At 72.7% G+C, this 21864-nt stretch carries 25 protein-coding genes; 2 read left to right on the top strand and 23 right to left on the bottom strand.

Features of this window, described 5'->3' with window-relative positions:
- Nucleotides 1-2: 2 nt before the first annotated feature.
- Together ASD19_RS08620 and ASD19_RS08615 are read right to left on the bottom strand one after the other, a co-directional pair.
- Nucleotides 3-941: a tetratricopeptide repeat protein gene (locus ASD19_RS08620; protein ID WP_055991229.1), complete on the bottom strand. Its 939-nt coding sequence runs from the start codon at nt 939-941 to the stop codon at nt 3-5.
- Between the two features lie 36 nt (nt 942-977).
- On the bottom strand, nt 978-2846 hold the full coding sequence (locus ASD19_RS08615; RefSeq protein ID WP_055991226.1) for a hypothetical protein: 1869 nt from the start codon (nt 2844-2846) through the stop codon (nt 978-980).
- 233 nt (nt 2847-3079) lie between these two features.
- Here ASD19_RS08615 and ASD19_RS08610 point away from each other — a divergent pair, with 233 nt between their 5' ends.
- Nucleotides 3080-4129, top strand: a complete 1050-nt coding sequence (locus ASD19_RS08610) for an AI-2E family transporter (protein ID WP_055991223.1) — start codon at nt 3080-3082, stop codon at nt 4127-4129.
- Here the strand turns inward: ASD19_RS08610 and ASD19_RS08605 are convergent, their stop codons facing one another.
- The 9 genes from ASD19_RS08605 to rpsB all read right to left on the bottom strand — a co-directional run bounded on the left by ASD19_RS08605 (nt 4130) and on the right by rpsB (nt 10856).
- Nucleotides 4130-4837: an alpha/beta hydrolase gene (locus ASD19_RS08605; RefSeq protein ID WP_055991220.1), complete on the bottom strand. Its 708-nt coding sequence runs from the start codon at nt 4835-4837 to the stop codon at nt 4130-4132.
- 18 nt (nt 4838-4855) lie between these two features.
- The gene (locus ASD19_RS08600; protein WP_055991217.1) at nt 4856-5140 is read right to left on the bottom strand and encodes a hypothetical protein; all 285 of its coding nucleotides are present in this window, start codon (nt 5138-5140) and stop codon (nt 4856-4858) included.
- Nucleotides 5141-5150: 10 nt separating this feature from the next.
- On the bottom strand, nt 5151-5996 hold the full coding sequence (locus ASD19_RS14805; RefSeq protein WP_230667912.1) for a lytic transglycosylase domain-containing protein: 846 nt from the start codon (nt 5994-5996) through the stop codon (nt 5151-5153).
- A 92-nt stretch (nt 5997-6088) separates the two neighbouring features.
- Nucleotides 6089-6640, bottom strand: a complete 552-nt coding sequence (locus ASD19_RS08590; protein ID WP_055991214.1) for a DivIVA domain-containing protein — start codon at nt 6638-6640, stop codon at nt 6089-6091.
- On the bottom strand, nt 6637-7656 hold the full coding sequence (locus tag ASD19_RS08585; protein ID WP_055991211.1) for a phosphatidate cytidylyltransferase: 1020 nt from the start codon (nt 7654-7656) through the stop codon (nt 6637-6639). The genes ASD19_RS08590 and ASD19_RS08585 overlap by 4 nt, the downstream gene beginning before the upstream one ends.
- Before the next feature lie 3 nt (nt 7657-7659).
- Nucleotides 7660-8214 carry a ribosome recycling factor gene (gene frr / locus ASD19_RS08580; RefSeq protein WP_055991495.1) on the bottom strand — a complete coding sequence of 185 codons (555 nt, stop codon included), beginning with the start codon at nt 8212-8214 and terminating at the stop codon, nt 7660-7662.
- Nucleotides 8215-8312: 98 nt separating this feature from the next.
- Nucleotides 8313-9032, bottom strand: coding sequence for a UMP kinase (gene pyrH, locus ASD19_RS08575; RefSeq protein WP_055991208.1), 720 nt, complete (start codon nt 9030-9032; stop codon nt 8313-8315).
- A gap of 120 nt (nt 9033-9152) precedes the next feature.
- A complete protein-coding gene (gene tsf, locus ASD19_RS08570; RefSeq protein ID WP_055991206.1) occupies nt 9153-9980 on the bottom strand; it encodes a translation elongation factor Ts in 828 nt (275 codons plus the stop codon).
- A 48-nt stretch (nt 9981-10028) separates the two neighbouring features.
- Nucleotides 10029-10856: a 30S ribosomal protein S2 gene (gene rpsB, locus ASD19_RS08565; RefSeq protein ID WP_055991203.1), complete on the bottom strand. Its 828-nt coding sequence runs from the start codon at nt 10854-10856 to the stop codon at nt 10029-10031.
- A gap of 362 nt (nt 10857-11218) precedes the next feature.
- Between rpsB and ASD19_RS08560 the strand changes: the two genes are divergently transcribed.
- On the top strand, nt 11219-11752 hold the full coding sequence (locus tag ASD19_RS08560) for a murein hydrolase activator EnvC family protein (RefSeq protein ID WP_082543099.1): 534 nt from the start codon (nt 11219-11221) through the stop codon (nt 11750-11752).
- Nucleotides 11753-11769: 17 nt separating this feature from the next.
- Here ASD19_RS08560 and ASD19_RS08555 read toward each other — a convergent pair whose 3' ends face one another.
- The 12 genes from ASD19_RS08555 to ASD19_RS08500 form a co-directional block, all read right to left on the bottom strand.
- Nucleotides 11770-12672 (bottom strand): tyrosine recombinase XerC, encoded by a 903-nt coding sequence (locus ASD19_RS08555; RefSeq protein WP_055991200.1) that lies wholly within the window; start codon nt 12670-12672, stop codon nt 11770-11772.
- A gap of 94 nt (nt 12673-12766) precedes the next feature.
- Nucleotides 12767-13696, bottom strand: a complete 930-nt coding sequence (locus ASD19_RS08550; RefSeq protein ID WP_055991197.1) for a MetQ/NlpA family ABC transporter substrate-binding protein — start codon at nt 13694-13696, stop codon at nt 12767-12769.
- 49 nt (nt 13697-13745) lie between these two features.
- Nucleotides 13746-14459 carry a methionine ABC transporter permease gene (locus ASD19_RS08545; protein ID WP_055991194.1) on the bottom strand — a complete coding sequence of 238 codons (714 nt, stop codon included), beginning with the start codon at nt 14457-14459 and terminating at the stop codon, nt 13746-13748.
- Between the two features lie 144 nt (nt 14460-14603).
- Entirely contained in the window at nt 14604-15539 is a 936-nt protein-coding gene (locus ASD19_RS08540) for an endo-beta-N-acetylglucosaminidase H (RefSeq protein ID WP_235563007.1), read from the bottom strand.
- A gap of 100 nt (nt 15540-15639) precedes the next feature.
- Entirely contained in the window at nt 15640-16830 is a 1191-nt protein-coding gene (gene dprA / locus ASD19_RS08535; RefSeq protein ID WP_055991188.1) for a DNA-processing protein DprA, read from the bottom strand.
- Nucleotides 16827-18350 (bottom strand): YifB family Mg chelatase-like AAA ATPase, encoded by a 1524-nt coding sequence (locus ASD19_RS08530; RefSeq protein WP_055991185.1) that lies wholly within the window; start codon nt 18348-18350, stop codon nt 16827-16829. Before ASD19_RS08530 ends, dprA begins: the two co-directional genes overlap by 4 nt.
- Nucleotides 18347-18709, bottom strand: coding sequence for a YraN family protein (locus tag ASD19_RS08525; protein WP_055991182.1), 363 nt, complete (start codon nt 18707-18709; stop codon nt 18347-18349). Before ASD19_RS08525 ends, ASD19_RS08530 begins: the two co-directional genes overlap by 4 nt.
- A 94-nt stretch (nt 18710-18803) precedes the next feature.
- Nucleotides 18804-19130, bottom strand: a complete 327-nt coding sequence (locus ASD19_RS08520) for a DUF2469 domain-containing protein (RefSeq protein WP_055991179.1) — start codon at nt 19128-19130, stop codon at nt 18804-18806.
- A 79-nt stretch (nt 19131-19209) separates the two neighbouring features.
- Entirely contained in the window at nt 19210-19881 is a 672-nt protein-coding gene (locus tag ASD19_RS08515; protein WP_055991176.1) for a ribonuclease HII, read from the bottom strand.
- A complete protein-coding gene (gene lepB / locus ASD19_RS08510; protein WP_055991173.1) occupies nt 19881-20672 on the bottom strand; it encodes a signal peptidase I in 792 nt (263 codons plus the stop codon). Before lepB ends, ASD19_RS08515 begins: the two co-directional genes overlap by 1 nt.
- Before the next feature lie 184 nt (nt 20673-20856).
- On the bottom strand, nt 20857-21207 hold the full coding sequence (gene rplS / locus ASD19_RS08505) for a 50S ribosomal protein L19 (protein ID WP_055991170.1): 351 nt from the start codon (nt 21205-21207) through the stop codon (nt 20857-20859).
- A gap of 197 nt (nt 21208-21404) precedes the next feature.
- Entirely contained in the window at nt 21405-21833 is a 429-nt protein-coding gene (locus ASD19_RS08500) for a hypothetical protein (protein ID WP_055991167.1), read from the bottom strand.
- Nucleotides 21834-21864 lie beyond the last annotated feature (31 nt).

The raw sequence follows: 21864 nt of genomic DNA, 5'->3' as shown, positions 1-21864 counted from the left end.
GGTCAGAACAGCAGCGAGGTCAGCCGTCCGCGCGCGCGGACCACGCGCGGGTCGGCGGCGCCGACCACGCCGAAGAGCTCCACGAGCCTCTCGCGCACGGGAGCGCGCTCGTCGGCCGGCAGCGCCGCGAACAGCTCGAGCAGGCGGTCGAAGGCGTCGTCCACGTGCCCACCGGCGATGTCGAGGTCGGCGACCCGCAGCTGGGCCTCCACGTCGGTCGGCGCCGCCGCGGCGGCCTGGCGCGCGGCCTGCAGGTCCAGGCCCTTCACGCGCGACAGCAGCCGCACCTGGCCGAGGCCCGCCTGGGCCTCCTCGTCGCGCGGATTCTCCTTGAGCGCCTTCTCGTACGCGGCGATCGCGCGGTCGTAGTCGCCCACCTCGATCGCGGCGTACGCCTCGGCGTGCAGCGGCGGCAGGGGCGGCTCGGCCGGAGCCTCGTCCGCGCCGTCCACCGGCACCGTGCCGGTCACGCCGTTCTGCGCCGCGAGCTGGAGCAGCTGCGCGAAGACCTGCGCGAGCTGATCCTCCGGCACCGGGCCGGCGAACAGCGGGACGGGCTGGCCGGCGACGATCGCCACGGCCATCGGGATGGACTGCGGGCGGAACGCCTGAAGGAGCTGCGGATTGGCGTCGACGTCCACGCGGGCCAGCACGAGACGGCCGCCCTGCGCGCGCACCGCGTTCTCGAGCCCCGCGTCGACGGGGCCGCTGCGCGGCGACCACAGCGCCACGACCACGGGGACGCGGCGCGAGAGCTCGAGCACTTCCTGGAACGACTGCTCGGTGGCGTCGAAGACGACCGACGGCGCGCCGGCCGCGGCGCCCACGGGCGGCTGTCCGGCGCCGGGCGCGCCCGGGGCCGGCCGGTTCTTCAGTGCGGACAGGTCGACGGCGCCGCGCAGGGCGGCGGCGCTCAGCGGCGATGCGGCGGCGTCACTCATCGGTCACCTCTCGAGGGTTGCTCTGAGCACGAGCGATCACTCGTCCTCCTCCAGGATCTCGGCACCGCGCAGGCCCGACGCGTAGCCCAGCAGCCGGATCCTCTCGGTCGAGCCCGGTGCGGGAACCGCGAAGAAGAGCTGGTCGGTGTACGTCGTGCGCACGCCCGTGCCCGTGGTCGTCTCACCCGTCAGCGTCGAGATGGCGCGGTCGCCCTCGAGCTTGATGACGGCGTCGTCCTCGGTCGGCTTGACCGTCTCGATCTCGTCGACCGTCACGGCCACGATCGCCCCGCTGCCGAGCGTGGCCAGCGCGACCGGATCGCTGTCACCGGGCTCCTGGCCGAACTCGATCGACCCCGTCTCGGCGCCCGTCTCGTTGAAGCTCTCGAGCGTCTGGGCGCGCTTCTCCTCGACCGCGACGCGGAACGTGTCCGCCTCGAGGTCGAACAGCGAGGCGAACTCGCTCTCCTCGCCGCGGCCCAGCACGTCGGCATACGCCGCCGCGAGATCCTGCGGCGCGATCGACAGGAACGACGAGTCCGGCGGCACGACGGGCGACCCGAGCCACGACGGCGGCAGCTCGGGGACCTCCGCGGAGGCCTCCATGCTCGCGATCGTCGTGACCTTGTAGTTCGACCACGGGTCGGCCTGCGCGATCATCATGATGTTCGGCGGGGTCGCGGGGTCCTCCCCCTCGACGATCAGCATGGCCGTGCGGGGCCACTCGTCGAAAGCCTGCGGCAGCAAGATGCTGACCTTCTCGCCCGCGATCGCCGCCGGAGCGGGGTGGTCCTCGACGTCCTCGCGGATGCGGTAGTTCACCTCGCGCATCGCGAGCGCGACGCCGTCCAGGCGGGTGCCGGCGAGGTCGAGGTCGCGGTTCTCGTCCGCCTCGGCGACCGTGGCCGCGATGTCCTCGACGATGCGCGCGGCCTGCACGTCCGTGAGCGCGGGAGCCTGCTGGTTCTCGGGCGTCACGACCGTGGCGCTGGGCGACGGCGTCGGGGTCGGCGTGACCTGCGGCCACACGTCGGGCGAGCAGCCGGTCACGAGCGCGGCCGTGAGGCCGAGCACCGGCAGCGACAGGAGCGCGCGGCGGTTGGCGCGGCCCTCCGCGCCCTTGTCGTCACGGGGCCCGGAGTCGCCGTCGCCTGCGGCGTCGGCATCGGGCGCGGTGTCGTCGCCGCCCTCGGTGAGCTCCTTGCGCGGCTCCGCGGGTGCCACGGCCGCGCGACGACGCCCCGCCCCGACCGCGATGGGCTCGGTCGGCGGGAGCACGGGGCCCTTGCGGCGCGGGCCGCGCGAGCGTCGGACGTGACGGATGCCCAGGATCCACAGGAGCACGCCGAGCAGCAGCAGCAGGCCGCCGGCGACGATGAGCGGTCCGGCCCAGGGCGTCGCGTTCGAGATCGGCCAGACGATCGAGATGTCCGCCGGGGCCGGAGCGGCGCCGTCCGACGCGATCAGCACGCTCACGCCGTCGGGCAGCTGCAGGCGGGTGGAGAGCTCGCCCTCCGCGACGTACTCCTCGAGCCACAGGTCCGAGCCCTCGGGGTTGCGGCCCTCGAACTCCGCGTCGCCGTCGGGCTGGACGACCTCGGTGACGGCCGAGCCCTGGTCATCCAGCGTCACGTGGTTGTACGGCGCGTCGGAGAGCCACGCCTCCATGTCGGCCGTGCGCCCGTACGCGGCGTAGATCCGCTCCGTCCCGGCGACCTCGAGCGTCTGCGTGCCCGAATGGGTGCGGAACACCTCGGCGTCGATGAGGGTGTACGGCTGCTCCTCCGGGGTGTCGATCCGCACCGTGGCGGTGTCGGGCCCCAGGAACACGGTGCGCTGCGCGATCCCCGCGCCGATCAGCGCGGCTGCGAGCACGAAGGCGACGACCGCCCAGACGAAACGCACGAATCCGACTCCTCACACGACCCGCTGCTCGGGCCGGCGGGTCTCGGCACTCGACGAGTCCGCGGCACCGGGCTGATCGCCCGACGCGACAGAGCTCGTGTCCTGCCGTACGGGCGGGACATCAGATCAGACTAGCGAAACCGTCCTGAGTGTCGCCCAGGAGCAGGTCGCGGCACGGCGACGTCCCCTCATCCCCCTATCCTGACCTCACGGACACGCCCCGAGGAGGACGCTTGAAGATCCACAACCCGTTCCGGGTCGCCCTGGTCGCCACGCTCGGCGTGGGACTGGGAATCCTGCTCCTCCAGAGCGTGCAGACGCTGTCGACGATCCTGCTGTACGTCGGCACGGCGCTGTTCATCGCGCTCGGCCTGGACCCGGTCGTGTCGTGGCTCGAGCGCAGGCGCCTGCCGCGCTGGGCGGCCGTGCTGATCACGCTCGTGGCGGTGCTGGGCCTGTTCACGGGGATCGCGCTGATCATCCTCCCCGTGCTGGTCGCGCAGGGGGGACAGCTCGTCGAGCAGATCACCCAGATCGTGAACCGAGGCACGCTGCTCGAGGATCTCCGCGTCTGGCTGCTCGGCCTGTTCCCGTCCCTGCAGATCGACGACATCTTCCAGAACGTCAACGACTGGCTGCTCGGCAACATCGACACGATCAGCGAGAGCGTCGTGGGCCTCACGTTCGGCGTCGTGAACGGCCTGTTCGGCGCGTTCATCGTGCTGATCCTCACGATCTACTTCACAGCCTCGACGCCGTCGCTCAAGCGCGCGATCTACCAGCTCGCCCCCGCCTCGAAGCGCCCGACGTTCGTCTCCCTCGGCGACCAGATCACCGACTCCGTCGGCTACTACGTCATGGGCCAGGTCAGCCTCGCGCTGATCAACGGCGTGCTCAGCATCGTGTTCCTCAACATCATCCAGGCGCCGTTCCCGGCCGTGCTCGCGGTCGTGGCCTTCCTCGGGTCGATGATCCCGCTGGTGGGCACGCTCACCGGCTCGACGATCATCACGCTGGCCTGCCTTCTGCCGGGCCTGGGCTCCCCCACGACGGCGCTGATCGCCGGCATCTACTACCTGATCTACATGCAGATCGAGGCGTACGTGCTGTCGCCGCGCATCATGAGCCGCGCGGTCTCGGTGCCCGGTGGCGTGGTCGTCGTCGCGGCCCTGGCGGGCGGCGCGCTGCTCGGCCTCCTGGGCGCCCTGATCGCGATCCCGGTCGCGGCGAGCGTCCTGATCATCTACCGCCAGGTGGTCATCCCGCGCATGAACGAGCGGTGATCAGGGCCACTCACTCGGCAGGGGGAGCGCGGCGGGGTTGACGACCCGGACGATCTCGCTCAGCACGCGGAACGTCTGCTTCTCCCCGACCCAGAGGTGCTTGCCCTCCTCGACGGGGATCAGCTCGAGATGCGGGATGAGGGAGAAGCGCTCGGCCGCCTCGGCGGGGCGCAGGTAGTCGTCGAACTCGGGGATGAGCGCGACCAGGCGACGCGGGTCGTCCCGCCACGCGCGCAGGTCGTCGTCCGTCGCGCGGTGCAGCGGCGGCGAGAGCAGGATGGCGCCCCGGACGTCGTGGCGGCGTCCGTACTTGAGGGCGAGCTCGGTGCCGAAGGACCAGCCCAGGAGCCACGGGTCCGGCAGGCCGCGCTCCGCGACGAACGCCATGGCTGCGGCCACGTCGGTCTCCTCCGCGACGCCGTCGCCGAAGGACCCCTCGCTCGTGCCGCGCGGCGACGTCGTGCCGCGCGTGTTGAAGCGCAGCACCGCCAGGTCGGCCAGCGCGGGCAACCGCGCCGCGGCCTTGCGGATGATGTGCGAGTCCATGAATCCGCCGTGGGTCGGCAGGGGGTGCAGCGTCACCAGCGTCGCGACGGGATCGCGATCGGCGGGCAGCGAGAGCTCGCCCACGAGCGTCAGCCCGTCGCTCGTGCGCAGTTCGATGTCCTCGCGGCGTGCGGGAAGCGTCACGGCTCCACGGATCTCCATGTTCGTCCTTCCGCGGCCTCAGGCCGTCTTCCAGCAGTGCGTGTGCCAGTGCCGGCGCGCGGCCAGGTCGGCCTGCGGCCCGAGCACGCCGTCCTCGCGCCACACCACGAGGTGTGCGACGCCGAGGCCGATCTCCCCGCCGCATCCCGGGCACGTGTAGGTCTTCTCGGATCGCGCCCCGCTCACGGGCTGCACCGAGTACTCGCGACCGCGGCGGGTCTCCGTGCGGCGCCAGCCGGCGATCAGGCGATCGAGCGAGTCGTCGTCGCGGTCATCCCGGCGACGGCGGTTCGAGCGGGGCATGGCGCAGGACCTACCACCAGTGGTTGGCGGTCCAGAACGCGTACGCGTTGGCCCAGCTGCCGTAGCGGCCCACGGCGTAGCCGTTCGCCCACGTCAGGTTCGCGACCGGGTCGTAGCCGCCGCCGGGCACCTTGCTGCACGGCAGGGCCTGGACGAGGCCGCAGGCGCCCGAGTACGGGTTCGTGGCGTTGGGGTTCCAGCCGCTCTCGCGCGACACGATGTAGTCGACGTAGCCCCAGTCGCTCTGGGCGATGCCCGCGGCGGCCATCCAGTCCGCCGGCGCGCCGCCGCCCGTGTAGAAGGGCGTCTGCCAGGTCGTGCCGGCGCTCGCGGCGGCGGGCTGCGCCTGGGACGCGGCTGCCTCCTCGGCCTCCGCCTCTGCCGCCGCGTCGGCGGCCTCCTTCTCGGCGACCAGCTCGCGGATCTCGTCGCGCGTGGCCCCCTCGGGGACGTCCACGCCGATCGAGGCGGCGTACTCCTGCCACACCTCGAGGGTGGCCTTGGGGTGCGGCTTGCCGCTCTCGTCCGCGGCCAGCTCCACGGCGTACGTGCCGTACTGCAGGCTGCCCGCGGGAGCGAAGTCGGCCGACGCCACGTAGGCCTGGGCATCTGCGGTCGCGGTCTCGTAGGCCGAGACCGGCGCACCCTCCGCCAGCGCCGCCGTCGTGGGGACGAGATACGCGGCGAGGAAGCCGAAGGCGGCGACCCCCGCGAACACGTTCAGGACGCCGCGGCGACGGCTCAGCCGTGCGGGCGCGGGCGACGAGACGCGTGCGGGCGCGGGCCTCCGGGTGGCCAGCGCACGGGCGTCGCGTCGGGAAAGCGTCGTCGTGGGGCGGTTCTGGGCAGAAGTCACAGTTCCCCGAGTCTAACCCAGCGGGGGCTGTGAATGTCACGGGGATGTCACGGGCGCAACTGCCCATGCCGGCCGCGGGGCCGGATGCGGCCTCAGCGGACCGCGAGCATCACGTCGACGACCGCGTCGAGCACGGCGTCGACCTGCTCCTCCCGGTAGCCGCCGCGCACGGGCCGGAACGCCGCGGCGCGGACCTGCTCCACCGTGACCGGGTCACCCGACTCGAAGAACCGCGTGAGCCGCTCGGCGACCGCGTCGACCTCGTCGGGGGCGTAGCCGTAGGCCAGGCGCCCCACCCGGTCGAAGCGCTCGCCGCGCGGCCGGGTCAGCCGGTCGAGGATGACCTGGGCCTCGGCGCGAGCCCGCTCGACCCATGCCTCCGGGCCGCTCTCGGCGATCGCCCGCTCCCGCTCGCGGGCCGCGAACGCGTCCTCGATGCGGGCCAGCGCCGCATCCACGGCACCCACGTCGTACCCGCCGCGCCGGAGGGGGAACGCCGTCTCGCGCACGGTGCGTGCGTCGAGCGCCGACTCGGAGCCCGCTTCGAAGGCGGCGCGCGCCTCCGCGAGGAACGCGTCGACCGCCGCGCGGTCGTAGCCCTTCTCACGTCCGCGGGCCGCGGGGAACGGCGGCGCGCCGGTCATGCGGCGGCCAGCGGGGCGAGGAGGTGGTGCAGCGCGAGCGCCGCCGTGGCGGACGGCAGGATGCTGTCGAGGCGGTCGAGCACTCCCCCGTGTCCCGGGAGCCACGAGCTCATGTCCTTGATCCCGAGGTCGCGCTTGAGCATGGACTCGCCGAGGTCGCCGACCGTCGCGGTCGCGACCAGAACGGCGCCCGCGATCAGGCCCGCCCACCACGGGATGCCCAGCATGAACTGCGCGAGCAGCGCGCCGGCGGCGAGCGACGCGACCACGGCGCCCACGAAGCCCTCCCACGTCTTCTTCGGGCTGATGCGCGGCGCCATCGGGTGCTTCCCGAACGCGAGTCCCGCGGCGTAGGCCCCCGTGTCGGCGATCACCACGATGATGATGAACGCCAGCACCCACCACTCGCCGCCCTCCTCGCGCAGCAGCACGACGGCCATGCTGGCGAGGAACGGCACGTAGACCGTCACGAACCCGCTCGCCACGGCGTCCCGCAGCACGTCGACGTACTCGCGGCCGTCCTGGGCCGCCATCTGGGCCAGGAGGCGCCACACGACGACCAGCGCGATCGCGATGAACAGCATCGACCAGTGCAGCCACGGATCGCCGAGGAAGCCCGACACGACGAGCAGCACGGCCGCGGCGAGCTGCGGCACGAGATCGATCCTTCGTCCGCCCGCCTGCAGAGCGCGCGTCAGCTCGAACACGCCCAGCACCGCGGCGGCCAGCGCGAACAGCACGAACGTCCACTTCACGAAGATCAGCGAGGACACCGTGATCACGCCGATGCCGACGCCGATCGCGGTCGCGCGGATGAGGTCGCGCCCCGTGCGCTGCTTGATGCGCGCGTTGCGCTCGTCGAACTCGTGCTTGGCCTGCGCCACGTGCTGCTCGAACTCCGTGCGCGCGGCGCGGATGCTGGCGTGGAAGTCGGTGCCGTGCTCGGGGCGCGGGGTCGACGGCCGGGGGTGCGCCGGATCCGGCGCGCCGCCCTTGCCTTCGGGAACGTCGGTCATCGATCAGACCTCGAGAAGCTCGGCCTCTTTGTGCTTGAGGGCCTCGTCGATCTTGTCGACGTGCGCCTTCGTGATGGCGTCCAGCTCCTTCTCGCCGCGCGCGATGTCGTCCTCGCCGATCTCGTCCTTCAGCGAGTCGAGGTCGTCCTTGATCTGACGGCGGATTCCGCGGATGCGCACCTTGGCGTCCTCGCCCTTGCTGCGCACGAGCTTGACGAACTCCTTGCGGCGCTCCGAGGTGAGCTCGGGCATCGTGATGCGGACGATGCTGCCGTCGTTGGTCGGGTTGGCCCCGAGGTTCGGCATGTTCCGGATGGCCTCCTCGATCGCCTTCAGCGCCGACTTGTCGTACGGCGTGACGATCAGGGTGCGGGCCTCGGGGTTGGCGAGCGCGGCCAGCTGCTGCAGCGGCGTCGGCGTGCCGTAGTAGTCCACGAGGAGCTTCTGGAACAGCTGCGGGTTCGCGCGTCCCGTGCGGACCGTCGCGAAGTCCTCCTTCGCCGCCTCGACGGCGCGGTCCATGCGGGAGGTGGCTTCTGCCAGGACGTCCGCGATCACGGTGACTCCATTCATCAGGTGTTGCATCCACTTTAGTCGGCGCGGCGCGGCGCCGACGGAGACGGCGCGGCCGCGCGGTGCGGTCGCGCCGGGCGGCATCAGGCGGTGACGAGCGTGCCGATCTTCTCGCCGCGCAGGGCGCGCGTCACGTTGCCCGCGGGCTCCATGCCGAACACGCGCATGTCCATCCGGTTGTCCATGCAGAGGCTGAACGCGGTCGAGTCGACGACCTTGAGCCCCTGGACGAGCGCGTCCGAGTAGCTGACCGTGTCGAGCTTGGTGGCGGTCGGGTCGGTGCGAGGGTCGGCGGTGTAGACGCCGTCCACGCCGTTCTTGGCGACGAGCACCTCGTCGGCGCCGATCTCGAGCGCGCGCTGCGCCGCGACCGTGTCGGTCGAGAAGTACGGCAGGCCGGCGCCGGCGCCGAAGATCACGACGCGGCCCTTCTCCATGTGGCGCGCCGCCCGGCGCGGGATGTACGGCTCCGCGACCTGCATCATCGCGATGGCCGACTGCACGCGCGTGGCGGCGCCGGCCTGCTCGAGGAAGTCCTGCAGGGCGAGGGCGTTCATGACGGTGCCCAGCATGCCCATGTAGTCGGCGCGACCGCGGTCCATGCCGCGCTGGCTCAGCTCGGCGCCGCGGAAGAAGTTGCCGCCGCCGACGACGATCGCGATCTCGACCGTGTCGGTCGCCTCGGCGATCTCGCGCGCGATCTGGCTGACGACATCCGGGTTCACACCCAGCTGGCCTCCGCCGAAGGCCTCGCCGGAGAGCTTCAGCAGGACGCGGCGGCGCCCGGTCTTCTCATCGATCACGTGTGTGTCCCTTTCGTCGCCTTCTCACGCTACCGGTAACGGCGGCAGCACCCCGGGTTCTCCCGCGTCGGGGCGCGGAAAGGGGCCCGGATCCGTGGATCCGGGCCCCTTCTCGGCTGCTTACGCGCCGACCTTGAAGCGGGCGAAGCCCGTGACCGTGATGCCGGCGGCGTCGGCCACCTGCTTGACGGTCTGCTTGTCGTCCTTCGCGTACGCCTGGTCGAGCAGGGCGACCTGCTTGAAGTAGGCGTTGAGGCGGCCCTCGACGATCTTCGGAAGGGCGGCCTCCGGCTTGCCCTCCTGGCGCGTGAGCTCGGTGACGAGCTGGCGCTCCTTCTCGACCTCGGCCTCGGGGACCTCGTCACGCGTCAGGTACGACGGGTTGGCGAACGAGATGTGCTGCGCGATGCCGCGAGCCGTCTCGGCGTCGCCGCCCGTGTAGGCCACGACCACGCCGACCTGCGGAGGCAGGTCCTTGCTGGTCTTGTGCAGGTACACCTGGAAGGCGTCGCCGGACAGCGTGCGCACGCGGCGCAGCTCGACCTTCTCGCCGATGATGGCGGCCTCGTCCGAGATCAGCTGCTCGACCGTCTGGTCGCCCGCGGGGGCGGCCAGCGCGGCCTCGGCCGAGTCGGCGCCGGCGGCGGCCGCGGCGTCCACGACCTTGTCGGCGAGCGCGATGAAGCGCTCGTTCTTCGCCACGAAGTCGGTCTCGCACGCGAGCTCGAGCAGGGTGACCTTGCCGTTCAGCTCACGCGCGACGACCAGGCCCTCGCTCGTCGAGCGGTCGGCACGCTTCGCGTTGCCCTTCGCGCCCTTGAGACGGAGGATCTCGACGGCCTTCTCGACGTCGCCGTCGGCCTCCTCGAGCGCCTTCTTGGTGTCGACCATGCCCGTGCCGAGCTGCTCGCGCAGCGCCTTGATGTCGGCGATGGTGAAGTTGGCCATGGGTTCTGGCTCCTCAGGTTCGGTGGATCCGGTTCGGATCCGGACGACTTACTTCTCGGTGGACTCGGCGGCCGGGGTCTCGGCCTCGGCGGGCGCCTCGACAGCGGCCTCGGCGGGCGCCTCGGTCGGCTGCTCGAGCAGCTCGCGCTCCCACTCGGCGAGCGGCTCGGCGTCGCCCTCGGGGTTGTGCTTCTGCTGCAGGCCCTCGGCGGCGGCGTCGGCGATGATGCGCGTCAGCAGCGAGACCGAGCGGATGGCGTCGTCGTTGCCCGGGATCGGGTACTGCAGGTCGTCGGGGTCGACGTTGGTGTCGAGGATGCCGATCACCGGGATGCCCAGCTTCTTGGCCTCGTCGATCGCGAGGTGCTCGCGCTTGGCGTCGACGACCCACAGGGCCGACGGGGTCTTGGTGAGGTTGCGGATGCCGCCCAGCGACTTGTGGAGCTTGTCCAGCTCGCGCTTCTTGAGCAGCAGCTCCTTCTTGGTGAAGCCGGTGCCGGCCGGGTCGTTGAAGTCGAGCTCCTCGAGCTCCTTCATGCGCGCGAGGCGCTTCGACACGGTCTGGAAGTTGGTCAGCAGACCGCCGAGCCAGCGCTCGTTGACGTAGGGCTGGCCGACGCGGGTCGCCTGCTCGGCGAGCACCTCCTGGGCCTGCTTCTTCGTGCCGACGAACAGCACGGTGCCGCCGCGGGCGACGGTCTCCTTGACGAAGTCGTACGCCTTGTCGATGTACGTCAGCGACTGCTGGAGGTCGATGATGTGGATGCCGCTGCGCTCCGTGAGGATGAAGCGCTTGACCTTCGGGTTCCACCGACGGGTCTGGTGTCCGAAGTGCACGCCGCTGTCGAGCAGCTGGCGGATGGTGACCACAGCCATGGTCTGTCTCCTTGTATCTGGGCACGTCCGGGCGAGCCGGCGCATGCCATTGCGGTTGATCTGCCGGTCGTCGACCGGCGAGCCTGGTGCCCGGCGCACTCCCGCCCTCGTGAGAGGGACCGATGGGGGTGGATGCCGCGTCGCCCGATCCGGAGACCGGGCGCCGCTCTGGGCACGCGGAGTCATCCCGACACACGGGATGCGACCTTCAGTGTATCAGGCGCGCCCCCGCGCGCCGCGCGCCGGCGCCCCGTGCTCACCGGCCGTGCCGAGGCTCGTCCCCAGGGCTCCGGATGGCCCGGCTGTCCGCGCGGTGCCGGGCCTCGACGCCGCCGCGCATCCGTCGGCGACAGGCTGGGATCATGCGTCGTCCGATGGTGCGTCTGCTCGCGGGGCTCGCGCTCGCGCTGGCCCTGGTGGGCGGCGCGGCGGAGGCCGCGGGAGGCGCTTCGCGCGGCGTGGGTCCCGAGGCGCGCATCGAGACGCCGGAGCCGTGGCGCTGGCCGGTCTCGGGCGGCGTGCGGATCGTCGCCCCGTTCGTCGCGCCCGCGCATGCGTACGGCCCCGGCCACCGGGGCGTCGACGTCGCGTCGGCCGTGGGAGCGGATGCGCTGGCGCCGGCGGCCGGCGTCGTGGCGTTCTCGGGGACGGTGGTCGACCGCCCGCTGCTCACGATCGATCACGGCGGCGGGCTGGTGTCGACGCTGGAGCCGGTCGAGACCGACCTCTCCCCCGGCGACGCGGTGGCACGCGGGCAGGTCGTGGGTCGCGTCGCCACGGGCGGCCACGCGGCACCCGGCTCCCTGCACCTCGCCGTGCGCCTGCACGGCGAGTACGTCAATCCGCTGCTGCTGCTCGGCGGCGTCCCCCGCGCCGTGCTGCTGCCCTGCTGCTGACGTGTCAGGCCCGAGCTTCAGGCACGTGGGTGAGCCAATCGATAAGCGGCGGCGAGGCGCTCGGACGAGACGTGCGTGTAGATCTGGGTCGTGCCGAGGCTGGCGTGGCCGAGCAGCTCCTGCACGGCGCGCAGGTCGGCGCCGCCGTCGAGCAGGTGGGTGGCGGCCGAGTGGCGCAGCGTGTGCGGCCCGACCGCGCTCGAGCCGACGACGGGCCCGACCTCGCGCGTGACGAGGTCGTACACCGCGCGGGGTCCCATCCGGCCTCCGCGCACGCCGAGGAACACGGCTGGACCGGCTCCCGCGCCCCGGGCCGCCAGGGCGGGGCGCCCCCGGGTCAGGTAGGCGCCGAGCGCCCGCTGGGCGGGCGCGCCGAACGGCACGACGCGCTCCTTCGATCCCTTGCCGAGCACGCGCGCCGTGCCGCGGTCGAGATCCAGGTCGTCGACGTCGAGCCCGCACAGCTCCGAGACGCGGATGCCCGCGCCGTAGAGCAGCTCCAGGAGCGCGTGGTCGCGCAGCGCGACCGGGTCGCCCTCGGCGGCGGCCCGCCCCAGCCGGTCGAGCACGCCGCCCAGCGCCTCGGCCGCGGCGACGTGCGGCAGCGTTCGTCCCCGTTTCGGTGCGACGAGCCGGAGGCTGGGGTCCGCGGGCACGAGCTCCTCCTCGTGCGCCCACCGGAAGAACGCGCGTGCCGACGAGGTCCGGCGGGCGAGGGTGGAGCGCTCGTCGCCGCGCTTGGTCGCCTGCCACAGCCACTCGCGCAGGTGCTCGAGGTCGACGTCGCGCAGCTCGAGATCCCCGATCGTCGCCTGCAGATCGCGCAGGTCGTTGCGATACGCCCTCACCGTCGCGGGCGAGAGCCGGCGCACTGTCGACAGGTGCGCCGCGAACGCCTCGATCGCCCGGGTCAGCAGCACGCTCCCAGCTTCGCGCGCGGGTGGACCCACGGCCCGGCGGACGCGCCGCGGCCCGGGAGACGGATGTCCCCCGGGCCGCGGTCGATGCGCCGGCTCAGTAGCCGGCGAGAGGCAGCAGGATGTTGCGCGGCGTCTCGTTCGTGGCGAGCCACTCCTGGACGGCCGGGTCCTGGAAGGCGGCCACGAGCTTCTGGATGTTCTCGGTGTCCTTCCACTTGCTGCCGATGGTCAGCTGACCGGCGAACTCGTCGGGCGGGGTCGGCGCGAAGATCTGCTTCTCGATCGGGATCTGCGCCGAGAGGTAGTACTCGGTGTAGCCGACGGCGGCGTCGAGGTCGGGCAGCGCACGCGACTGGGCGGCGAAGTCGAGCAGGCGGAACTGCAGGTCCTTCGGGTTCGACACGATGTCGTCGACCGTGGCCTCGTAGTACTCGACCGCGGGGTCGATCTCGATCAGGCCGGCCTCCTGCAGCACCCAGAGCCCCTGCGCCTCGTTGGCCGGGTCGGAGTACAGCGAGACGGTCGCGCCCTGCGGGAGCTCGTCGACGCTCTCCCACCTGTCCGACCACAGGCCGAAGCCCCAGCGGAACACGGGGGTCGCGGCCTCGAGCTGGAAGTCCGGGTTGGCCTCGAGCACCTGGCCCAGCCAGAGCTTGTGCTGGTAGATCGTGCCGGCGACCTCGCCCTCGCTCACGGCGCGGTTCAGGGTCGTGCTGTCGGCGAGGCCGCGGAAGGCCACCTCGATGCCGTACTTGGGCGCGACCTCCTCTGCCACGAACTCGATGAGCGCGGTCTCGGTGGGCTGACCCTCGACGGTCGTGATGTACAGCGTGGCGCCGGGCGTCTCGTTCGCCGTGGCCGTGCCGCCGAGGCGGGGGACGATCAGGACGGCGGCGATCGCGGCGGCCGCGACGACTCCGCCGACGATCCAGGGCCACTTCGAGCGGCGCTTGAGCTCGAGCTCGAGATCGGGCCCGTCGGGGGCGCCGGCGCTCGGCTTGACGAGCGTGGGGGTGTCGGTCATGGGGATGCTCCGATTTCGGGTGGGTATTCGGGTGGGGTGGGGTGCGGGATCAGCGGGCGCGCTGCAGCAGGCGGGGCCGGCCGGCCGAGCGGGCCAGCTCCGGCGTCGCGCGACGGACGAGCCGGTCGCCGACCAGCTGGATCGCTCCGACGAACAGCACGAGCGCGATGATCGTCGCGAGCATGACCGGCTGGTCGAACCGCTGGTAGCCGTACGTGACGGCGACGTAGCCGAGACCGCCTGCGCCGATCGTGCCGGCGATCGCCGAGTAGTCGACCATCGCGATCGAGTTGATCGTGAGGCCGCCGAGCAGGATGGGCACGGCCTCGCTGAGCTGGACGCTGGTGATGATCTGGCCGTTGGAGGCGCCGGACGCGCGCGCGACCTTGACGAGGATCGGCGGGACCGCGCGGATCGCGTTCTCGACGATCCGGCTGAAGAACGCCGTGCCCGCGAGGGTCATGGGCACCACGGCGGCCGGGATGCCGATGCTCGTGCCGACGACCAGCCGCGTGAACGGGATCAGCGCCGCCATGAGCACGAGGAAGGGCAGCGACCGCCCGATGCTGATGAGCCAGCTCAGCACGCCGTGCAGCAGGCGGTCCGGGAACAGCCCGCCCTCCGACAGGTTGAACACGAGCACGCCGAGCGGGGTGCCGAGCAGGACCACGAGGAACATGACGATCGCGACCATCGCGAGCGTCTCACCCAGCGCGGGCAGCAGCAGCGCGATGATGCGCTCGAACTCCGAGGTGTCGTTCACGACGCCACCGCCTCGAGCTCGACGCGCGCGGCGGCCGCATCCGAGGCTCCCGCGTTGAGCCGCTTGGGCGCGAGGCCCTCCCGCGGCATGAAGAGGCCGCCCGCCCCCGACGGGATGGGGACGGGCGGCCGGTCAGGGGGACGATCAGCCGGTGTAGACCGTGCGCTCGCCGTTCATCGCGATCGTGATCGGCGTCAGGTACGCCGACGCGTCCGCGGACGTCAGGTTGTAGGTGTTGTAGAGCCCGTACTCCTCGGCCACCGTGCGGGTCGCGAGCAGCGTCGCCGTGCCGGGATCGGTCGCCGTCAGGTTCACGGCGGCCGGAGCGAGCGCGTCCTTCCCGAGCCCGGGGACCTCCGGCACGATCCACGTGCCGTAGAGCGCGTTCCAGCTGTAGTCGATGAGCTCGCCCACCCGGATGTCCTCGTACTCGAGCGTCTCGGTGATCGGGCCGTACCAGTGCAGCGAGATGATCTTGTCGGGCATCCGCGTGCGGAGCGCCTTGACCAGGTACGGGAACGACCACGCGTTGACCGGGTGGCCGAGGTCGTATCGCGCCCACTCGTCGTCGAAGTCGATGCCATCCAGCTCGTACGTGTACACGGCGTCGGCGAGCTGCGCCGCGAAGGCGTCGGCCTCCTCGTAGGTCTGGAAGTTCGCGAAGCCGACGCCGCCGTGGTTGCCGAGGATCGACAGCAGCACCTTGATGCCCTGCTTCTGCAGCGGACGGATCTCGGTGTCGACGTTCTGCAGCACGCGGGTCACGTTCTCGTTGTGGTGCACCACGGCCCTGCCGGTGCCGTCGTTGTTGATGTTCGAGGCGAAGACGATGCCGATGTCGAACGCGTTCGCGCCGCTCTTGGCGAGCTTGTAGCGCCCGACGTTGAGCATGCTCTGATTGTTCACCTCGACGTCGCAGACCATGCCGGGGCCCTGCTTCACGGGGCGGGGCTTGTTGCCGCCCGGCGCGGCGAACGCGGCGGATCCGGCGCCGATCGACGCCGCTCCGAGGACGGATCCTGCCGCGACCGAGCCGGCGATCCGCATCATGTCGCGTCGCGAGAGTTTCTGGTCACCCACGGGTGCTCCTCCTGTTCCGGGCCGGCGTCGTTGCCCGCCCGGACTTCACTTGACCGGTTTAGCTGTGGTTAGTCAAGAGCCGATCGCGCGTGTCGCGGCGTCAGCGGGCCAGGCGCCATCCGTCGGCCGAGGACTCGACCCGGCCGTCGAGCTCCAGCAGGCCGAGCTCGGCCTGCACCTCGGCGAAGGACATTCCCGATCGACGCGCGACGTCGGCCAGGTCGCGCCAGGCGCGGGCGGCCAGCGCGTCCAGGACGCGGATGGCCTCGGGGCGCGGGCGGTCGTCGGCGGGCGCCGCCCCGCCGGGGCCCCATTCGCCGAGGAGCTCGCGCGCGTCCGCCGCGCACGTGACGCAGGTGGCGTCGAACTCGCGCAGCAGCCGATGGCAGCCGTCGGACGTCGCGCTCGTGACGGCGCCGGGCACCGCGCCGAGCGGACGCCCGAGCGCAGCCGCGTGCCCGGCGGTGTTGAGCGAGCCGCTGCGCCGGCCCGCCTCGACCACGACGGTCGCGGCGCTCACGGCGGCGATCAGCCTGTTGCGCTGGAGGAACCTCCACTTGGTCGGCGTGCCGCCGGGTGCGACCTCCCCCACGATCGCGCCCCGCTCGGCGATGCGCGCGAACAGGTGCGCGTGCCCGGCCGGGTAGACCCGATCCGCGCCGCCCGCGACGAAGGCGACCGTGAGGCCGCCGGCGCCCAGCGCCGCGCGGTGCGCGACGCCGTCGATGCCGTACGCGCCGCCGGACACGACGGCGATACCCTCCCCCGCCAGGTCGCCCGCGAGCATCCCGGCGACGTGCTCGCCGTAGGCCGTGGACGCGCGGGCCCCGACGAGCGCCACCGAGCGGTCGAGCGCGCCGAGCGCCGCGGCGTCGCCGCGCACCCACAGCGCCACCGGGGCGTGCGCGCCGAGGTCCGCGAGCCGCTCGGGCCAGACCGCGCCCTCCGGCGCGAGCAGCGTCAGGCCCGCCCGGGCCGCCTCGTGCGCCACCGCCGCGAGCAGTCGGGCGCCGAGGCGGGGTCGCCAGCGCTCGAGCTGCACCGCGAGCTCCCGCGGCTCGACGCCCGGCACGCCGGGCATGAGACCGCCGGCCGCCGCGCGCTCGACGGTCCGCAGCGCGTCCACCGCGCCCAGCGCGGCCACGAGGGACCCGGCCACGGAGTCCCCAGGCTCGGCCAGAGCGCTCCACACCAGGCGGGCCGCGCGCACGTCCGGATCCGTCACGGTCGACCGGACCAGGCCGACGGCCTCGCGCAGGCCGCCGTCCCGCAGCACGCCGGGCTCGCTCATTCCGTCACCCCCTTCTTCAGGAACAGCGCCTGACCGACGTCGGCCGTCGACGGCTCGTCGCGCCCGGCGAGGTCGGCGATGGTCCATGCCAGGCGCAGGATGCGGTCATAGCCGCGCAGCGTGATGGCGCCGCGCTGCAGGGCCGTCTCGAGCGTGCGCCGCGCGTCCGGGGCGATGGCACGCGGCCCCTGCCGCAGCCACGCGCCGGGCACGTCGGCGTTGACCCGCCACGGCGTGCCGTGCAGCCGAGCCGCGGCGCGCTCCCGGGCCGCCGCGACCCGCTCGCGCGCCTCGGCGGTGCTCACCGGCGCGGTGCCGTCATGGTGCGACGAGGCGACGCGCTGCAGCCGCAGATCGATGTCCATCCGGTCCAGCAGGGGCCCCGACAGCCGGGACAGGTAGCGCCGGATCACGCTGGGCGCGCAGGCGCACGCGCCGCCCCGCACGCCGTACTCGCCGCACGGGCACGGATTGGTCGCCAGCACGAGCTGGAACCGCGCGGGAAACTCCGCCCGGAATCCGGCGCGGTGGATCTCGATCCGGCCCTGCTCGAGCGGCTGCCGCAGCGCGTCGAGCACCCCGCCGGGCGCCTCCGCGGCCTCGTCGACGAACAGGACGCCGCGGCTCGCGCGCGCGATCGCCCCGGGTCGCGCCGTGCGCGAGCCGCCGCCGATCAGCGCGGCGATCGACGCGGAGTGGTGCGGCGCCTCGAAAGGCGGCGTGCGGTCCAGCTTCGAGACGGGCTCTCCGGCCAGCGACCGGAGCGAGGCGACCTCGAGCGCGGCGTCGTCGTCGAGCGGCGGCAGGATGCCCGGCAGGCGCCGCGCGAGCATGGTCTTCCCCGCTCCGGGAGGCCCCGACATGAGCAGGTGATGCCCGCCCGCGGCGGCCACGATCAGCGCCTCGACCGCGGCGGGCTGCCCCACGATCTCCGCCAGGTCCAGGCGCTCGGTGGCGCGCGGGCGCCGCGCCTCCCCCGGCACGGGCTCGACGTCGGGCACCTCGACGTCGGCGCCGTGCCAGCGCGCCACCTGCGCCAGGCTGACGGCCCCCAGCACCTCGACGCCGGGCACGAGCTCGGCCTCGGCGAGGTTGGCGTGCGGGACGACGAACCGGTCGAAGCCCCGCCGCGCGGCCGCGTGCACGGCCGGCAGCACGCCGGGGACCGGCCGCAGCCGCCCGTCCAGGCCGAGCTCGCCGATGTGCACCGTGCGCGCCAGGGACTCGGGCGGCATGAGACCGTCCGTCGCGAGCGCCGCGACTGCGATCGCGACGTCGAAGCCCGTTCCCTGCTTCGGCAGCCCGGCCGGCGAGAGGTTCACCGTGAGGCGCCGGTCGGGAAGCCGCATGTCGCTGTTCTCGCACGCGTTCGTGACGCGCCGGACAGCCTCGCCGAGCGCCTTGTCCGCCAGCCCGATGAGCTTGAACTCGGGCGTCTGCGCCGTGAGGTCGGCCTCGACCTCCACGAGCTCGCCGCGCAGACCCGTCAGGGCAACGGCCCACGTGCGCGCGACCCTCACCGCAGCCCCTCGAGGTGCTCGAGCGTCGCCGTGCGCGGGTCGCGCCCGATGATCGCGATGCCGTCCACCCGGATCCGGCGGCGGCGCGCGTGTCCGGGATGGGCGGCGGCCCACGCCAGCGCCAGCCGCCAGAGCCGGCCGAGCTTGCGATCGTCGATCGCCGCGAACGGATGCCCGTACGCGATCCCGCTGCGCGTCTTCACCTCGACCACCGCCAGGCGCCCGGGTCGGGCCGCGACGATGTCGATCTCGCCCGCGGGGCAGCGCCAGTTGCGGTCGAGGATCTCGTACCCGCGCTCCGTCAGATACGCGGCGGCGCGGTCCTCCCCCGCCCGGCCCAGCTCGTCCTTGCGTGCCATGCCCCGAGCGTGCCGGGGATCGCGGCGCCGCGAGCGGCCGACGGCCGCTCAGGCGGAGATCCGGCCGTGGACGCGGCCTGTGGACGAGGGCCGGCTACTTGCCGTCGATCGAGAGCTCCTCGGGCAGCTGGAAGTCGCGCCGCGAGAGCTCCTCGATGTTGACGTCCTTGAACGTCAGGACGCGCACCGACTTCACGAAGCGGTCGGCGCGGTAGATGTCCCACACCCAGACGTCGGTCATCGTCAGCTCGAAGTAGAAGTCGTGCTCGGTGTCGTGACGCACGACGCTGACGTCGTTGGCGAGGTAGAAGCGCCGTTCCGTCTCGATCACGTACTGGAACTGCGAGACGACGTCGCGGTACTCGCGGTAGAGCGCCAGCTCGAGTTCGCGGTCGTAGTCGTCGAAGACCTCGTCATCCATGGTGACTCCATCCTATGGCCGCGCGGGAGCGCGCCGGACCGGCCCGGAGCGCACGCCGCCGAGGCGGGGCCGGGCCCGGTCAGAACAGCGTCGGGGCGTCCGCGATCGCCCACGAGCGCCGGTGGTGCGCGCTCAGGCCGAGCTCGCGGATCGCGGCGCGGTGCGTGGGGCTGGCGTAGCCCTTGTTGCTGCACCAGTCGTAGTGCGGGTGCTCGTCGTGCAGGGCCACCATGCGGGCGTCCCTGGCGACCTTCGCGATGACCGACGCGGCCGACGCCGATGCGCAGTCCCGGTCGGCCTTGATGACGGGCCGCACCGTGAGCCCCGCCCCGCCGGCCGGGCGCGAGACGGGGGTGATGTAGTCGTGGTTGCCGTCCAGCAGCACGACGCCGGTCGCCGGGGCGAAGCCCAGCTCCTCGAGCGCCGCCAGCGCCCGCACGGCCGCGAGCCCGAGGGCCCGGATGATCCCGACCTCGTCGATCTCGTCGGCCTCGGCCCACCCGACGGCGCTGGCGCGCACCCATCCGGCGGCGCGCTCGGCCACGGCGGCCCGCTTCGGCTCGGGCACGAGCTTCGAGTCGCGCAGCCCCTCGGGCACGCGACGCCGCGCCGACGCCGCGTCGATCACCGAGGCGCCCACCGCGACCGGCCCCGCCAGCGCGCCGCGCCCCACCTCGTCGCACGCGAAGACCAGCGGCGTCTCGCGCAGCAGGCGCCGCTCCAGCGACAGGGTGGGCACGGCGACGGCCATCAGCGCGACGCCTCCTCGATCGCGTCGGCGGCCCCTGGCACGCCGGCGAACACCTCGTGGTGTCCGTCGATGGGGCCGAACCGCTCGAGCGGCCAGGTCCGCAGGAACACCCGGCCCACCACGTTGTCGAGCGGCACGAATCCCTCGCCGGGCTGGTCCGTGTTGTAGCGCGAGTCCTTCGACCGGTCGCGGTTGTCGCCCAGCACCCACAGCGATCCGTCGGGCACCGTCACGTCGAACTCGACCTCGGACGCCTCGGTGTCGCCGGCGGGCAGCTTGATGTAGCCCATCTCGTCGATCGGCACGTCGTTGACCGTGATCTGGCCGAACGCGTTGCAGCAGACGACGTGGTCTCCGGGGAGACCGATGATCCGCTTGACGAGGTGGTCGTCGGAGTCGGAGGCGGACAGGCCCACGAGACTGAGCAGCCAGTCCACGCCCGTCTCGAACGGCGACCGCGGCGGCTCGGGCGTCGGGTCGAGCCAGCCGCCCGGGTCGGCGAACACGACGACGTCGCCCCGGTCGTATCCGGACCAGTCGGGCGTCAGCTCGTCGACCAGGATCCGGTCGTTGATGACGAGCGTGTCCTCCATCGACGCTGACGGGATGAAGAACGAGCGCACCACGAAGGTCTTCACGAGGAACGACACGACCACCGCGATCAGGACGATCACGAGCACGTCGCGCAGGAAGGCGAGCCAGCCGCGGCCCCGCCGCGGGGCGTGCGCCGCGGCCTCCCGCGCGTCGCGACGGTGCAGGGGCGCTGCGGAGGCGGGGGGCTCGCTGCTCATGGGTTCCTTCGACTGCCGCGCCCGGTCCGGAGCGCTCCTTCCAGGTTCGCACATCCGGACCCGTGCGACCGTCGGCCCGCCGACGATCCGCGCACGTCGCGCGCGTCGCGTCGCCGCCCCTCCCCGGATGCACGGAACCCCGCGACCGATCGGTCGCGGGGTTCCATGGGAGTGGGACGCGGGCTCAGCCGTTGTCGCGCTTCTCCTTGATCTTCGCCTTCTTGCCGCGCAGGTTGCGCAGGTAGTACAGCTTGGCGCGGCGCACGTCACCGCGGGTCACGACCTCGATGTGGTCGATGACCGGCGAGTGCACCGGGAAGGTGCGCTCCACGCCGACCTGGAAGCTGATCTTGCGGACCGTGAAGGTCTCGCGGACGCCGTCGCCCTGGCGGCCGATCACGACACCCTGGAAGACCTGGATGCGCGAGCGCGAGCCCTCGACGATGTTGACGTGGACCTTGACGGTGTCGCCGGGGCCGAACTCGGGGATGTCGGTGCGCAGCGAGGCGGCGTCGACGGTGTCGAGGATGTGCATATCGGATCACTTCCTGCGGCCGCCACAGGTCGGCCGCGTCTGAGATGGTGGTTGTCTGCGTGTGCTGTGAGGTCGGACGACCCTCGGCTCCCCTGAGGCAGAGCGGCGAAGCGGGCACAGCGACAGCTGCACCGGCCACGGCACAAACAGCGATCTTATCAGAACCGATCGCACGCCGCCGGCCGGGCCCGGGCGCGTCAGCGCTCGTCGATGACGATGACGTTCGACGTGGAGGGGGTGCGGAGCAGCCGCGACGGCGACGCCTCGCGCCACAGCTGCCAGAGCTGCAGCCACAGGAGGCCGACGGCGGCGAGGATCGCGAGCGCCAGCGTGAGGCCGAACCAGGCCTCCACGAACAGACCGACCGCGATCGTCAGGGCGTGCCAGACCCCGAAGCCCGCCACGTCGAGCCACGACACGGCACCCGTCCGCCGCACGGACGGGCGGGCGCGGTTCAGCAGGATCAGCACGACCTGGCCGATCAGGACCGACGGCACGGCGATGAAGAGCACCCACAGGAAGGCCCATCCGTTCGCCCCCGACACGCCCCAGCCGATCAGCAGCCAGACGGGCAGCACGACGGCCGCGGGCCACAGCCAGCGGGAGAGCAGACGACGGAGGGCCATGTCCCGATGCTAGGCGCGCTCCCCCGCCGAC

The sequence above is a fragment of the Microbacterium sp. Root53 genome, from assembly GCF_001426925.1.
Classification (GTDB): Bacteria; Actinomycetota; Actinomycetes; order Actinomycetales; family Microbacteriaceae; genus Microbacterium.
This window is presented reverse-complemented; position numbering and strand designations above follow the sequence as displayed.

What these genes read in the sequence shown, in the direction of transcription:
- ASD19_RS08620 (WP_055991229.1), bottom strand. Translation starts at nt 941, where the DNA reads ATGAGTGACGCCGCCGCATCGCCGCTGAGCGCCGCCGCCCTGCGCGGC.
- ASD19_RS08605 (WP_055991220.1), bottom strand. Translation starts at nt 4,837, where the DNA reads ATGGAGATCCGTGGAGCCGTGACGCTTCCCGCACGCCGCGAGGACATC.
- ASD19_RS08600 (WP_055991217.1), bottom strand. Translation starts at nt 5,140, where the DNA reads ATGCCCCGCTCGAACCGCCGTCGCCGGGATGACCGCGACGACGACTCG.
- ASD19_RS08590 (WP_055991214.1), bottom strand. Translation starts at nt 6,640, where the DNA reads ATGACCGGCGCGCCGCCGTTCCCCGCGGCCCGCGGACGTGAGAAGGGC.
- ASD19_RS08585 (WP_055991211.1), bottom strand. Translation starts at nt 7,656, where the DNA reads ATGACCGACGTTCCCGAAGGCAAGGGCGGCGCGCCGGATCCGGCGCAC.
- tsf (WP_055991206.1), bottom strand. Translation starts at nt 9,980, where the DNA reads ATGGCCAACTTCACCATCGCCGACATCAAGGCGCTGCGCGAGCAGCTC.
- rpsB (WP_055991203.1), bottom strand. Translation starts at nt 10,856, where the DNA reads ATGGCTGTGGTCACCATCCGCCAGCTGCTCGACAGCGGCGTGCACTTC.
- ASD19_RS08560 (WP_082543099.1), top strand. Translation starts at nt 11,219, where the DNA reads ATGCGTCGTCCGATGGTGCGTCTGCTCGCGGGGCTCGCGCTCGCGCTG.
- ASD19_RS08550 (WP_055991197.1), bottom strand. Translation starts at nt 13,696, where the DNA reads ATGACCGACACCCCCACGCTCGTCAAGCCGAGCGCCGGCGCCCCCGAC.
- dprA (WP_055991188.1), bottom strand. Translation starts at nt 16,830, where the DNA reads ATGAGCGAGCCCGGCGTGCTGCGGGACGGCGGCCTGCGCGAGGCCGTC.
- ASD19_RS08525 (WP_055991182.1), bottom strand. Translation starts at nt 18,709, where the DNA reads ATGGCACGCAAGGACGAGCTGGGCCGGGCGGGGGAGGACCGCGCCGCC.
- ASD19_RS08520 (WP_055991179.1), bottom strand. Translation starts at nt 19,130, where the DNA reads ATGGATGACGAGGTCTTCGACGACTACGACCGCGAACTCGAGCTGGCG.
- ASD19_RS08515 (WP_055991176.1), bottom strand. Translation starts at nt 19,881, where the DNA reads ATGGCCGTCGCCGTGCCCACCCTGTCGCTGGAGCGGCGCCTGCTGCGC.
- lepB (WP_055991173.1), bottom strand. Translation starts at nt 20,672, where the DNA reads ATGAGCAGCGAGCCCCCCGCCTCCGCAGCGCCCCTGCACCGTCGCGAC.
- rplS (WP_055991170.1), bottom strand. Translation starts at nt 21,207, where the DNA reads ATGCACATCCTCGACACCGTCGACGCCGCCTCGCTGCGCACCGACATC.
- ASD19_RS08500 (WP_055991167.1), bottom strand. Translation starts at nt 21,833, where the DNA reads ATGGCCCTCCGTCGTCTGCTCTCCCGCTGGCTGTGGCCCGCGGCCGTC.